Annotated in this window: 10 protein-coding genes; 3 read left to right on the top strand and 7 right to left on the bottom strand. The window is 44.7% G+C overall.

Translation table 11 applies throughout. The features are described from left to right. Positions 1 to 175: 175 nt before the first annotated feature. The 3 genes from IW644_RS16240 to IW644_RS16230 are packed head-to-tail and all read right to left on the bottom strand — an operon-like array spanning position 176 to position 2,213. Positions 176 to 1,189: a DUF4097 family beta strand repeat-containing protein gene (locus IW644_RS16240; RefSeq protein ID WP_333473909.1), complete on the bottom strand. Its 1,014-nt coding sequence runs from the start codon at positions 1,187 to 1,189 to the stop codon at positions 176 to 178. Between the two features lie 12 nt (positions 1,190 to 1,201). Next, the gene (locus IW644_RS16235) at positions 1,202 to 1,714 is read right to left on the bottom strand and encodes a hypothetical protein (protein ID WP_269918473.1); all 513 of its coding nucleotides are present in this window, start codon (positions 1,712 to 1,714) and stop codon (positions 1,202 to 1,204) included. Continuing rightward, on the bottom strand, positions 1,707 to 2,213 hold the full coding sequence (locus tag IW644_RS16230) for an RNA polymerase sigma factor (RefSeq protein ID WP_269918512.1): 507 nt from the start codon (positions 2,211 to 2,213) through the stop codon (positions 1,707 to 1,709). The genes IW644_RS16235 and IW644_RS16230 overlap by 8 nt, the downstream gene beginning before the upstream one ends. Before the next feature lie 209 nt (positions 2,214 to 2,422). On the opposite strand from IW644_RS16230, the gene IW644_RS16225 reads away from it, so the two are divergent. The 3 genes from IW644_RS16225 (at position 2,423) to IW644_RS16215 (ending at position 5,888) form a co-directional block, all read left to right on the top strand. Next, positions 2,423 to 3,073: an MOSC domain-containing protein gene (locus IW644_RS16225; RefSeq protein WP_269918472.1), complete on the top strand. Its 651-nt coding sequence runs from the start codon at positions 2,423 to 2,425 to the stop codon at positions 3,071 to 3,073. A 686-nt stretch (positions 3,074 to 3,759) separates the two neighbouring features. Then, positions 3,760 to 4,449, top strand: a complete 690-nt coding sequence (locus IW644_RS16220; RefSeq protein ID WP_269918471.1) for a response regulator transcription factor — start codon at positions 3,760 to 3,762, stop codon at positions 4,447 to 4,449. Continuing rightward, positions 4,446 to 5,888, top strand: coding sequence for a sensor histidine kinase (locus IW644_RS16215; RefSeq protein ID WP_269918470.1), 1,443 nt, complete (start codon positions 4,446 to 4,448; stop codon positions 5,886 to 5,888). The genes IW644_RS16220 and IW644_RS16215 overlap by 4 nt, the downstream gene beginning before the upstream one ends. Here IW644_RS16215 and IW644_RS16210 read toward each other — a convergent pair. From IW644_RS16210 to IW644_RS16195, 4 genes are all read right to left on the bottom strand, one after another. Further along, the gene (locus tag IW644_RS16210) at positions 5,857 to 6,996 is read right to left on the bottom strand and encodes a PepSY-associated TM helix domain-containing protein (RefSeq protein WP_269918469.1); all 1,140 of its coding nucleotides are present in this window, start codon (positions 6,994 to 6,996) and stop codon (positions 5,857 to 5,859) included. The two genes, IW644_RS16215 and IW644_RS16210, sit on opposite strands and share 32 nt — an antisense overlap. A 13-nt stretch (positions 6,997 to 7,009) precedes the next feature. Beyond that, on the bottom strand, positions 7,010 to 9,055 hold the full coding sequence (locus IW644_RS16205; protein ID WP_269918468.1) for a TonB-dependent receptor: 2,046 nt from the start codon (positions 9,053 to 9,055) through the stop codon (positions 7,010 to 7,012). Positions 9,056 to 9,150: 95 nt separating this feature from the next. Beyond that, on the bottom strand, positions 9,151 to 10,269 hold the full coding sequence (locus IW644_RS16200; RefSeq protein WP_269918467.1) for an efflux RND transporter periplasmic adaptor subunit: 1,119 nt from the start codon (positions 10,267 to 10,269) through the stop codon (positions 9,151 to 9,153). Positions 10,270 to 10,282: 13 nt separating this feature from the next. Continuing rightward, a complete protein-coding gene (locus IW644_RS16195) occupies positions 10,283 to 13,462 on the bottom strand; it encodes an efflux RND transporter permease subunit (RefSeq protein ID WP_269918466.1) in 3,180 nt (1,059 codons plus the stop codon). Positions 13,463 to 13,749: the final 287 nt, after the last annotated feature.

The raw sequence follows: 13,749 nt of genomic DNA, 5'->3' as shown, positions 1-13,749 counted from the left end.
TTTAAACTTTCCCTATAGTTCTAACTAAGCGTCGAAATATCAACATTTAGCGACTAAACAAAAAAAGCTGCGTTTATACGCAGCTTTTCTATCACCACCACATACGCTAATTAATAAATGTGGTCTAAATTGCTTTTTTCAAGCTAAAGTCCCTATCAAGCTTACTATAGCTTATTCATTTTCGATCTATTTCTATACGCCCGTGTACCGTTGAAATATCGACGCTCGCAGCACCACCATTGTGTATAAAGCGCAACCAGCTTCCAGGCCCATACTTTGGCTTTTGTGCTTTTTCGCCGCTAATATTATTCACAATATTTCCACCTGCATGTGTCTCTATATCAAACTGGGCTGATACTTCATCTTGAAAAATAAATTCCATCGCACCACCAACCGAATTAGCTTTAATACTGCCATTCGCATTCAGCCCCAATTTAGCAAAAGTACGACCGTTAACGGTATTTATCTGCAGGCTATCAATATTTTGCAACGATAGCTCAATACGTCCATTCACTGTCTCAACGGATACATCAGGGCTGCTCGATGCGATATCAAGCTTTCCATTTACTGCTGTAAAACTCACAGGCGTAGTGCCTTCGTGAGTAGCTTCTAAATCGCCGTTAACCGTGCCAGCTTCTAACCGGCCTTTAACGTTCTTTAATAGAATATCGCCATTCACAGATTCAACCTCTACGCGCTCACCAATGTTTTCTAATGTCACATTGCCGTTAACGACCTCTACATCTACCGCTTTTGTTATTCCTTCAGCTTTAACGTCTGCGTTGACTGCGGTGTAATGAAGATCGCTTGCCGATGGCACGTAAATAGTTAGATCATCACCATCTCGACTCTTCTGATACCAACTCTTTGAGTGGTGCTCCACCTCTACGTGAATAACAACAACATCGCCGCGCTTTTCGAAAATAAATTCTTCGGTCTGGTCGCCGAGCTCTCCTGTTACCCGAACCTGAGCTTTATCCCAGACACGGATATCAGCCTTTCCATCAATATGTTCAATATCAATTTTAGGAGAGGATGAGGTATCGATGGTTTTATCAACTTTTTCGCCCGCGAATGCGGCAGTAGCGATGCTTAATAATGCTGTAGTTAGTAAAGCTTTAACCCCGTTAGATGAGCTGAACGTGTGCGTTAACTTATCCGATATTGTGTTTTTCATATTTGTATTCATTTGAAGCCCTTATTAAATTTGCTGCCACTTTGGCGCGTGCACTCGCTCAATTAAGGCAATTTGCTGTTGATATACGTGATGCAGCATTTTTATCAATGCTGAGTTGTCTGGATCGTCTTTTAACGCCGCCTTAATAACATCTGCGGCATCATCTAATTCTTTCAGCTGTTCCTGCCAGTCTTGGGTTAGCGCAGGAGTACTTTCATAACTTGCTAGCAGGCTGTTAACCTGCTTTTGCTGTTGGCTGCTCATTGCATCAATCAACGCGTATCCACTGCTTCGACTTTCATCGCTTTTGAAAGCAAAGGGAGCAGCAAACCACAAGACAGTGACCAAGCAAACACTGGCAGCTATAGCCATCCATTGACTTGAAGTTACCCTAGAAGGCGAGGTCTCTTCATTTGAAGCATCGCCCTGTTGAGACGCTATGCCTAGCTCAATTCCACGCCATAGATCCCGTTCTGGATATTTCTCTTTCGCTAACCCAGACACATGCTGAGCAAGCTTGTCATCAAAATCACTCATCATCGACTCCCATAAAATCTTTCAATAATTGCTTAGCACGAAAAAATTGCGCTTTGCTTGAGCCCACAGCCATGTTCAACATGTTGGCAATATCTTCGTGGCGGTATCCTTCAAGTGCATGGAGTACAAAAACCATTCTGGCACGCTCTGGTAGGCGAATAATCAATGCTTCTAAATCCACATCGGTACTATTCTCTTGAGCCGGCATTTCACTAATGCCGCTATTTTCCAAGTTAAACATGCGCTGCACCCAGCCTTTCTGTTTGCGCATGTAAGAGATGGTAATGTTTGCCGTTACGCTATGTAGCCACGTAGAAAACTGGCTTTGCCCGTCGAAATTATCAAGCTTTTTCCACAGCTGAATAAAGACTTCCTGAGACGCATCTTCTGCCATTCCTTTTTCACCAGTAAGCCGATAACACAGTGCGTAGACTCGGCCAACATATTCGTCGTAAAGAGCTCTAAACGCTTGTTTGTCGCCCTCTTTCGCCTTACATATAAGCTCGTGTTCGCCTTACATATAAGCTCGTGTTCGCCTTTGTTACCAAACACCACATTGGCGTGTACAACACGTTGTTGTGTGTGTTCCATTCTTTTCTCTTTGTTATTTGTGATGCTGATTAGCATTAGCACTTGTTAGTGTTATAAGGTTAGTCGTACCCTATAGTAGAAAGGTTTAAATACACAAAAATATTTTTTGGAGTTGCCATGTCTGCCACCTTTACTGTTAACGCTTTGTTTGCTGGAAGACCTCAGCCACTTGGGCCTCGTGGGGCACCAAGTAGCATTGTTAAAACCTCCGTCGAAAAGTTAACGGTACATACAGACAGAACCGATGAAGACGAGCAGGCCAACAAACGCCTTCACGGTGGACCGGAAAAAGTGCTGCATCAGTTCAATCCGACCAACTACCTGACATTAAGAAAACACTTTCCTGAAGGCGAATTCTCGCTAGGCAGTATTGGCGAAAACATCAGTGTAGAAGGCATGGACGATGCCACTGTTTATATTGGAGATATCTGGAAGTTCGGCGATGTAGAGCTGCAAGTAAGTGCACCGCGTGCCCCTTGCAATAAAATATCTCACCGCTTTGGCATCCCCAACTTAGATAGATTTGTTGGAGAACGAGGCATTACTGGCTGGTACTACCGAGTTATTAAAACCGGCACCATTAACGTTGGCGACGAAGTAACACTGCTGCACCGTGAGGACGATACCGTTAATGTCCACACCTTAATGCAATGTGCCCATACGAAAGCCGACAAAGCACTTGCTCAAAAGCTAGCTAAGCTGGAACCGCTTGATGATGAGTGGCGTGGAAAATGCCAAAAGATTGCTGGTAAAGTTGCGGATAAATAGAATAATTTGAGTAGATAGCTTTGCCGTCTCCCTCTTGAAAAAGAGGTGATTCAGTGTAAAAAAACGGAGAAACTTCATTTTCTAGGCGGCGAAGTATGGGAGGCAATTTTGATGGCGTATTTACATAAACCCAAAGTGCACACCGTTTTGAGTTACAGGAAATGTAATAACCCACCTCTTCTTCAGCGTACGGCTTGAAAATTTGATTGAGTGCGTTATGCATTGAAGCGTATTGATAACTCTCGGAATCAGAAAGCAGGTACTCCATATTCGCCCTGCAACTGTCAATGCAGCTTTTATAAGGCGCTGAGAGTTGAGCAGGCCGCTCATTTATCAAGTATGCCCAAACCCCTATATAACCGCAAAGAACAATAGATAAAGCAATAAAAGCACTACTTCTTAGTTCAGACACCTTCAATCCTTGAAAATAACATTAGTTCTTATTTGACTAAAGAATAACCACAATGGCAAGTTTGTTAGTGATAAGACCCGAATGATAGACAACGGTTAAAAAGACACCTTCTCACCTTCATTTAAAATTACCCCCAAACATAGCGGGGACTAGTTGCTTTTTCATTTTCATCAGTCGAATAACGCACAAAGCGCGTACTATCGTCATAAATAGAGAAGTTGCAAATGATAATTATTATTAATAATATAAACTAAAATTTATTTCTTAAGCCGTTATGTGTAAAACACGAATACTCATTATTGAAGATGACGCGACGTTAAGTGAACAAATAACTCAACTACTGCAGGCTCGAGGGTTTGACACTCGCCATGAAAACGATGGTCATGCCGGATTGCACGCTGCGCTTGAGGAAAACTTTGACCTTGTATTGCTCGACATACGCCTTCCATCGTTAAATGGTCTCTCATTGTTGCATCAACTTAGGCAAATTAAACAAACCCCTGTAATGATGATTACAGCATCTGGTGCCGAGCAAGAGCGAATTGAAGGCTACCGCAAAGGCGCAGATGACTACTTACCTAAGCCCTTCAATTTTACAGAAATGATGCTTCGCATCGACGCTATACTACGGCGTAGCAAAGCGATGAATAGTTCAGGTACGCAAAAGTCAGAAATATTGGTGGATGTGCTTTATCTAAATCGCATTCAACAGGTGACTAAATACCACGCTAAGTTACTCGAATTTACACCTATACAATTCAAGCTTCTTTGGATGCTCGTAGAAAACAAGGGCGAAACCTTGAGTAAAGCATTTCTTTACCACAGTGTGCTCAATAAACCCTTTTCTCGATATGACCGAAGCCTAGATATGCACCTTTCTAGAGTACGCAAAAAGTTAGTTGAAACGGGTATGCCCCCTGAGCGCCTTGCCACGGTTCATGGACAAGGATACCGCTTTTCGTGAAAAATAAATTGCTTTGGCGGCTATGTGCATTCATCGCGGTTGGTACTGTTTTGCTATTTTGGGCCATTGCTTGGCTTACTAATCACACCGAAACTAGCATGAGCTTTCTAGATAAGGTTCATCAAGAAACCCTTTACGCCTATGGGAAGGAAGCCGAAAAAATCTATCTGGAAAAGGGAGAAGAAGGGTTAGCCGTTTTCTTAAAAGAGATAAGAGCGAAAGAGAACACCTGGCTTGCTGTGCTTAACTCTGAAATGACAACATTCGCAGATACCAAGATGTTAGATGAGTTTGCTGATAGGTTTCAAATTGGGCGAAGCCCTGAATGGAAAATACATTTGTATTTCTCTGAAAACCCCGTAATGGAAGTGCCTTTTGTAGACAACAACACGCACTTTTTGATTCAGCTTCCACAGCGGATGCGCCCAGGCTCATTATTACTCGCCACCCGTCTATCATTACAAATTGCATTACCTTTAGTCATACTAAGTCTATTGAGCTTTATGCTTTATCGACATGTTATGACACCACTTAAGCAGTTAGAAAGGGCAACAAAAGATTTTGCTAACGGTAACTTAGAAGCCCGTGCAATGGCTACGATGCCCGAGCGAAATGATGAACTTACTACACTTGCTCAAACCTTCGATAAAATGGCACAAAGAACGAGCAGTCTCATTTATAACCAAAGAAGTTTGCTTGCAGACCTTTCTCACGAGCTTCGCACGCCGCTTGCTCGCATTGATATGGCGATAGACTTTGTAGAACAAGACATTAACCGTGAACAAGCCCTTTCCCGCCTGCGCTATGAAGCAAGCACAATGAGAGAGCTTGTTGAAGATACCCTAACCTTTGCCTGGCTAAATACAGAGTCACCTCAATTAAACAGCGATGATTTTGATCTTGTAGAGCTTATCAACGTTATTTGTGAAGATGCCCGCTTTGAATACCCTGATAGAACATTATGCGTAAGCACGCCGGAATGTGCGAGTATAGAAAAAAGCAGTCAGCTTGCTTTGGGGCAGGCATTAGAGAATATTGTCCGCAATGCTTTGCGCCATACCCCGCAGCAAAGCAAAGTAAGCGTGACCTTGGTCAGCGATAACAATAACTACGTTATCACTGTTACAGACGAGGGCACCGGCGTCCCTGAATCAATGCTTGACGCCATATTTGAACCTTTTTTCAGGGTAGACAAGGCGCGTGCAACGAAAAACTATGTTCATGCTGCAAAGCGCTCTGGGTTTGGCCTTGGGCTTGCACTGGCGAAACGCCAAATTGCCGCGGTCGGCGGCGACATATCAGCATGCAATCGCGCAAGTAAAGGCGATAAGCAGCTCAATAACGCTTATCTAAATAAAGATGCAAGCGCAACCAAGCAGACAGGGCTGACGGTAACCATCACCCTGCCTAAGTTTTCTGATGCTGCTTTCGCAAGTTGAGAAGCCTTTTCACACCAAGTAGTGTGCCGGTATAAACTAAGATACAGCAAAGCAGGCTAACCAATCCTGCTATAGTCTGGCCTACAAAGCCAAAGTATTCTCCGGTATGTAGAAACCGAGAAGTGCCCCAAGCCTGGCTTCCTTTTGGCCAATCTGTTTTGTGTAGAACTTTAGCGACTTTACCAGTACCTGTGTCGAAATACAGAGAATATGCTAGCTCTTGGCGGTGACCGATACTCTTATCAATATAAAATCGTGCAACGCCCTCACTTTTACCAATTTCCATCCACATGGAGTACCAATCCTGATAGCCATGCTCATTGGCGTGTTGCTGCGCTTTATTAAATAACATGTGGTAACTGACAACGTCGGCGTCTAGCGTTTCGGGCATTGCCTTCTTTTCGCGTGCAGGTACTTGTTCACCATACATGCCATACAGTGCCTTGTTAGCCCATTCAAAATAAAACAGCGTAGCCGTCGTTCCAATCACAAGTAAAAAAGGCAGTGACCACATACCAAAAACAAAATGCCAATGTCGGCGTCGATGTTGTTTGTTTGCGTATTTTTGTCGCAGCCACATTTGCTGCTTTAAGGACTTTTTCGATATGTGTTTCGGCAACCAAATGATGACACCCGATAACAGCAAAAAAATAAAAATAAGATTGCTATAAGCCGTTATGGTTTTGCCAATTAATTGGTAATCGCCTTCCATTAAGAGGTATCGATGGAGGTCAGTGATGACATGAAATACTTCTTCAACAACCCCTTCACCCTCTCTTAATATGTCTCCGGTATAGGGGTGAATAAGATAGCTATGCTCGCCCGCCCACGCAGGAATGGCCGCTCCTTCGCTATTTAGCCATCGAACGAAAATATGCGCTTCGTCAGGGTGCTTTTCGCGAAGTATTGATACAACTTGGTCAGTCGAGATCACCGACTTTTCAATATCAATGGTTTGCGCATAAGCCATTTCACTGAGCTCTTTAAACTGGCGCTCGTAAGTTAGCAATACCCCAGTAAAAGCCATGATAAAAACGACAATGCTGGCCAATAAGCCAGCAAATAGGTGGGCCCAAAAGACCCACCTTTTAAACGTGGAAAAGTTCATCTAAAGGCGTTACTTAGAAATCGTAAGTCAGTGACAAACGAATATCACGCCCAGCTTCTTGAGGGCCAACAACGCTCGGGAATACTTCGCTGTAATCACCCACACTTGAATGGTCGATATAGGCTTCATCAAACAGGTTAGTAACAGCAAGGTTGACGCTAAGATCATTTGTTACTTCCCATTCGCCATAAATATCCACTAGGGTGTAGTCTGCTTTGTTAAGTGAATAAAGCGAATCAGTCCAGCCATTTTCTAAGGCCTGATGAAGGGTATCTATATTGATATCATCAACCATAGTAATGTTAAAGCCAATGCTGATGTCAGCAGTAACCGTGTAATCTGCACCGAGTACCCAGGTATCGCCGCGGCTATTACCTAAGCCAACAAACTCGTACCCGTTAATATCGATGCTGTTATAAGGCACGCTGTATAGATCTTCACGAGGCATCAACTCAACGTCTACGCTTGAAAACCCAAAGTACAGGTCAACAGAATCCCAGCGGTACGCAAGGTTAAACTCTACGCCAGATGACTCTAGGTCGCCGATATTATTAAATACCGAGTTACCTTGATAACCGCTAAATAGCACATCATCAATGGTAGATTCATAAGCGCTAAGGCGCGCATTTAGATTATTAGCACTGTATTCGATTGACGCTTCGATATTGGTGACTGTTTCAGGCACAACCTCGCTACCAACAACAGGAATGTCTTCCCCATCGTATAAGTACTCATCTAGCGTGAAACCATCACCAATTTGTTTGCCACGAGCCGCTTCTGCGTAGCCAAGGCCAAGGGTCCAAGCTTCGGTAAGTTGATACTCAAGACCGACGTTAAAACTAAGTTCATTGTCGTCTAGTCCAGATGGCTCATCGGTAACTGGTGTGCCGTAATAGTCATCAATTAAAATTTGCTGCTGGAAGTCGAAGTTATCGTAGCGAACACCGTAACTTAGCAACAACTCTGGCGTAATATTGCTATGAGCCTGTGCATAGATACCTAAGACACTACCTTCTTCTGCATTTTGAACAGGGCCTGTTCCAGGGCCACTCTCAACTTCATCTTTGCGATAATCGATACCATAGGTAAATACATGATTGGTAACGTCGCTCGTATTTCTAATATCAAACCCATAGGTGTCAATCTCAGACAGCCAGTCAAAACGTCCGCCACGGAATGACGATGAAGTTTGATATGCTGTAGCTTCTAAAAACACCATCGCACTGTGGTCAAAACGGTAGTTCGCAACATAAGTATCACGCTCTGCTTCACTAGGGTAAAGCGGAGCACCTTCAAGTACTACCCAGTTAGGTCTTGCCGAAAACTCACCTTCTTCATCGCGCTGCTCTGCACTTAATGAAAGGTATTGATTATCCGCAATGTAACCACTGGCCTTAAGGAACATGAGATCTTGATCTGCGGCAGTACCTAGTACTTCATTGCCGTCACCATCTTCAAAGTTATCTCTATCTACCGTACTGTAGTAACCCAGTAAGCCCCAGGAATCACTTAACTTCCCATAAAGGCTGCCGCTATATCGGGTACCATCGTTTGAGAAATAACTCGCCTTTACTCGACCGCCAAATTGTTCGTCGTCTTTTAATAAATCCTGTGCATCTTTGGTCTTAAAGCGAATTGAACCGCCTATAGCACCTGGGCCGCTTGTCGCTTCGCCGGCACCAGCCTGCACATCAATTTGCTTTAAAAGATCAGGGTCTAAAGTAACGCGACCAATGTGGTGAAATAGCGTCGAGGTTTGCTGTGCGCCATCTACGGTTACATTCAAGTACGCGTCTTCTAGCCCGCGAATAAAGATTTTTTGTGCTACACCCACTGAACCGCCAACACTGACCGACGGCGACTCTCGGAAAATATCCGCTAAGTCATTTGCCTGAAACTGGTCAATATCTTCAGCAGTAATGCTTAAGTTAGTTGCTGCGCCTACCACAGCAACTCGCTCTATAGACTTGGCTTCTTCGTTTTGGTTTTCTAAGGATTGCGCGAATACTACTGGGCTGGATAGTGTGCACACTGCACCAGCTAAGACTAACTTTTTCAAGGGTGACTCCATTTGACAATCAACAATTACAAATAAGAAACATTCTCATTAAGTTTTGTCTAAATGGATAGCACTTTTACAATTGTTACACTTCCTCAATTTTTCGCCGTCAAAGACTTCCGCTCATCGTCGTGGCGCACTTTCTGGCCCGCACGTAAACGTTCTGCACCCCTTACAACAAGCGAACGCTTCGGGTCCACATCACCAAACACTTCAATTCTATCGCCCATGCCCACGCCGGTTGTCACCTTCACTTGTTCAGCTTCGTTATTTTCGTTTAGCTGATAGATAAAGGTGCCTGATTTTCGTAGTACTAGTGCATCGCGGGGTATGGTGACACCATCATGAGTATCGCTGCTAGGCAGCGCCACGCGCACTGCACTGCCTATTGGGAAATCGCCTGGGTTGATGGCAATTCTTAGCTCCATCATACGCGATGCACTGTTGCCTACCGGTACAATGGCACGAATAGATTCTTCTACTTGGTTCACGTTATTGTGAACGGTTACGCTCATGCCGTTAACAATATAGGGTAATACGCTAAGGGGGGCGCGCACCTGAACTTCAACACTATCAGGGTTTACCACGCGAAGCAGGGTTTGCCCTACACCTGTGTATTCACCCGGCGACTGCAACCTTTCAACCACCAAGGCCGTAAAAGGAGCACGAATACTGCTTTGTGCTATCTGATATTCGGTAAATTCTAAGTCCAATTTTGCTTGTGCTAAATCCTGTTTAGCATTCTCTAAATCAGCTTCTACTTCCTCTAACTCACCTCTGGACGTGTTTTGACTGGCCTGAAGGTTTTTGTACCTCGCGAGACGTCTGGTAAACAGCTCAACCTGCGATTGCCATCTGGCAATATTCGAAGCATTTTGATTGCGGGTAATGGTTAAGCGAGTATCGTCTACATTAACTAAAGGCTCCCCTGCTTTTACCACATCACCTACCTCTGCCATCCAAGTGATGCGACCGTCTACCTCAGAGGCGAGGTTTGCATCGATAACGCTTAGTACCGTTCCAGGAACCCAGGTTAGTTGTGAAATCGCTTGCTCTCTGGCTTCATCTATTTGAACCAGCACAGGTGGTGGTTGATTGTTATCCTGTGCTTGCGCGCTCAACGAAACACTGCTTGCCAATAAGGTAAACAAACCAAAAGCAAGAAAACTAGAGGCAAACACACTAAGGACGAGAGTAGAAGTCATTGCTTTCATGGTTATCTTTTCCTTACACATGGTCGTTATATTTGTTTTGTTTTACGGTGGATGAGGTAGTCGGCGATGCGCCAGTGCTCTGCATACGCTCGGCCAAGGGTTTGAGTATATTTGCAGGTGACTTTGAAGCCGTCATACGCAATAAGGTAGGCAGTAATAGCAAGGTAAATATGGTACTTACCGTCATTCCTCCCACAATTACAGCCGCAAGACCTCGATAAATAATGCTGCCTGCACCGGGTAGCAACAGCAGGGGCAGCATGCCAAAGATGGAAGTCAAGGTGCTCATAAAAATAGGCCGTAAACGAAGTTTGATGGCTTGCTCTACCGCGTCATCACGGGTCAGTCCTTCTTGCTCGCCTAGACGAGTCTGATGCACAAGTAAAATGGCATTGTTTACTACAAGCCCGAGCAAAATTATAAAGCCAATCATGGTTAACAGGTCCATGGGCTGGAAGGTAAAGATGTTCATGATACGAATAGCGATAATTCCGCCCACCGTGGCTAACGGAATAGAAAGTACTACCAGCACGCTGTCTTTCAACGATTTAAACAACCCGGCCATTAACAGCAGTAGTAACACCATGGCGAAAAGAAAGTTATCAGCCATCGAGGCAATAGCCCCTTTTAAGCTATCCGCGCTGCCGCCGTAATTAATAGCGCCATCGGCAGGCATCATAGCCATAATGGCAGGCTCAACCTCAGAGGTAATCACTTTCATGGCTTCTTCTAAACTCATGCCCTCTGGCGGATTAACGTTTAGCGTAAGGGTTCTGCGACCATCTATACGCTGAATACGGCTTGGTCCTACCGCTCTTTCAATACCTACCAGTTCGCCTAATTGCACCACCTCGCCTGATGGCGTCATGACTGGCGTACTGTTCAAGTCTTCAGGTGTAAACCAGGGTGCTGAGCGGAAGATAATATTCATGCGTTTGGTACCATCGAAGTACTCCCCCACATACATACCATCACCCATGGCACGTACTAGGTTCCCCATACTGCCGCGATTTAACCCGACTTCCATCATTCGGCTGTCATTAGGGTAGAAGCGAAGCTCTGGTTCAGCTTGCTCTAGTGGAGGATTCGAACGCGCATTAGCGTTAGGGAAAACTTCTCTCAATTTATCTAAACCTGCCTGCGCAGCAATGCCGAGCATGGTCTGATCGGTGCCTTGAAGATGAATGTCGATAGACCGACCGTTTCCAAAGCCACCAAACAAATTGCCTTGTTGTGAAAACGTTTGTGTATCCGGCAAATCCTTTAAAATTTCATCGCGAACAATGGCTTCTAACTCTTTGACCTTAGACTGGTCTTTAGCGCGAACGCCCAAATTTCCGCCATTTGGCCATGTAATAATGTAGTAGTTCTTGAGCGCAGGCTGCTTTTCTCCGTCCATGTAGGGCTGCAATCGCTCTTTGATAATTGGCATCACTTCTTCGCTAATAAAGTTTTCACTGGCACCAGCAGGTAAACTTAAGAAGGCGTCAACGGCATCGCGTTTTACGGGCGGTAAATAATCCATAGAAGGCATAAGCAAAACACTGCCTGTAATAGGCACGCCCATAAGCGTTATGACTAATACAAGGCGGCGAAGCGGCGTGCTTGATAGCGACATAATAGCTCGGGTTATCTTAGTCCATACCTCTCGTAGGCTATCAGCTGGCATGTTGCCATTAAGGTATCTAGCGGCAACAACAGGCAATACCGTTACCGCAACCACTAGCGACATACACACTGCAATGGCGATGGTAAGTGCAAGATCAGCAAACAATTGCCCTTCAACATCTTCCAAGAACATGACGGGAATAAAAATAGCAACGGTGGTAGCAGTTGACGCCATGAGAGCACCAAAAACTTCTTTCGTTCCCCGATGGGCACAATCCTCCATGAGCGTTTGTGAATTTGAGTCTTTATTTTCGACTTCGGCGCTCTTGCGGGTTCTTACTATATTTTCCAGCACGACAATAGCGGCATCTAGCACCATACCTACCGCAAAAGCGAGTCCTGCTAACGAGATGATATTGAGCGAGCGACCGGTAATCTGAAGCACCACAAAAGTGCTAAGTAGTGAGATAGGAATGGCCAATGCCACAATGAGCGTTGCCCGCAGCTGGCGCATAAAGAGCCAAAGCACGGCAATAGCAAGCAGTACGCCTATAAACAAATTACTGGTAACTAGCTGCACCGCTCTATAGATAAACACTGAGGCATCGAAGCTTTGCGCCATTACTAACTGTTCAGGGGCCAAGTCCTGTTCGTTTATTTGCGCTACTTTTGCTTTTACGGCTTCTAAGGTAGCTAGAACATTGGCGTTGTTTTGTCTGTCTACGCGAATAGATATAGCCGGATTGCCGTTTTGCACACTGTAGTTTGCACCGTCAGCGCGGGTGATTTTAATCTCGGCAATGTCATTTAAAGTGATAGGGCTGCCGTCTCGCCATTCAAGGATCATTTCCCCCATTTGCGTAGGCTCGTAACGACCTTCAAAGCGAAGTGTGTAACGTCTTCTGCCCACATCGACAAAGCCACCTGAAATATCATTCGCACGACCCAACTCGTTAGCGACTGCCGTCAGATCAATGCCTAACTGGGCCGCCTTAAACGGGTCGAAAACTATTTGAAACTCTTCCACGCCGCCAACACCGCTTTCCATACGCGCTCTGGCAACGCCCGGGATAGATTCAAGCTGAGGTTTAATAACATCGGTAAAAAAGGTCACATAGGTATTAATTTCGTTTGGATTGCCTGGAAGGCGCTGAAGGAAGAAGTAGGTCAAAGCAGGCGCGTCTCCCCCACTTCCAGCAAGCATAATATTAGGAGACAAGGCATCGCGAGGTAGTGGCGGCACGCGGTTCATACGGCTAATCACTTCAATGAGTGTCTTCTGCATGTCCGTCGCTAAACCAAACTCTAGGTTAATCCACGCGTTGCCTTGGTTTGCCCATGCATTCATCGACTCAAGGCCAGGGATCCCCTGCAGCACTTCCTCTTGAGGTTCAATGATCTCCGACTCAATCTCTTGAGGCGACGCAGCGCGCCAAGAGGTCTGGATGTTAATATTAGGCCTTTCAATGTCTGGAAACAGCTGTACCGGTAAATTTAACAGGCTATATAAACCTAAAAATACAAGTAGCGTTATTCCTATACCTACCCCGGTCGCGTTTTTTATTGCTTGCTTAGTGATGTCCATAAGATGGCACTTATGCTTTTTATTGTTTGATTTACTATAGGTCGCGGGAATGACAGAAAAAGTTTAAAGCCATGACAGTAAGATTTTTGGCGATTATTAACATTTTATTTAAAAACCATTTAAAAAACGTTATTTATCGCAGATGAGTGGACCTAAAAAATAGGCTATTTGCCGACACTTACCGTTGTCTGTAATACCCACTTTTAGTTATTCATAGCGGGTTGGAGGGAGAGTGAGCGCATCTAAGCTTTAAAAAGGTGCAATCGGCTAAACGCTAAATTAACCAA

The sequence above is a fragment of the Alteromonas sp. PRIM-21 genome, from assembly GCF_027563165.1.
In the GTDB taxonomy this organism is placed as follows: domain Bacteria; phylum Pseudomonadota; class Gammaproteobacteria; order Enterobacterales; family Alteromonadaceae; genus Alteromonas; species Alteromonas macleodii_A.
Note: the sequence above shows the minus strand (reverse complement) of the source record. Positions and strands in the feature narration are given on the sequence as shown.

Excerpts from the sequence above, each read along its gene's own strand:
- IW644_RS16220 (WP_269918471.1), top strand. The coding sequence starts at position 3,760 with ATGTGTAAAACACGAATACTCATTATTGAAGATGACGCGACGTTAAGT.
- IW644_RS16225 (WP_269918472.1), top strand. The coding sequence starts at position 2,423 with ATGTCTGCCACCTTTACTGTTAACGCTTTGTTTGCTGGAAGACCTCAG.
- IW644_RS16200 (WP_269918467.1), bottom strand. The coding sequence starts at position 10,269 with ATGAAAGCAATGACTTCTACTCTCGTCCTTAGTGTGTTTGCCTCTAGT.
- IW644_RS16195 (WP_269918466.1), bottom strand. The coding sequence starts at position 13,462 with ATGGACATCACTAAGCAAGCAATAAAAAACGCGACCGGGGTAGGTATA.
- IW644_RS16240 (WP_333473909.1), bottom strand. The coding sequence starts at position 1,189 with ATGAATACAAATATGAAAAACACAATATCGGATAAGTTAACGCACACG.
- IW644_RS16210 (WP_269918469.1), bottom strand. The coding sequence starts at position 6,996 with ATGAACTTTTCCACGTTTAAAAGGTGGGTCTTTTGGGCCCACCTATTT.
- IW644_RS16235 (WP_269918473.1), bottom strand. The coding sequence starts at position 1,714 with ATGAGTGATTTTGATGACAAGCTTGCTCAGCATGTGTCTGGGTTAGCG.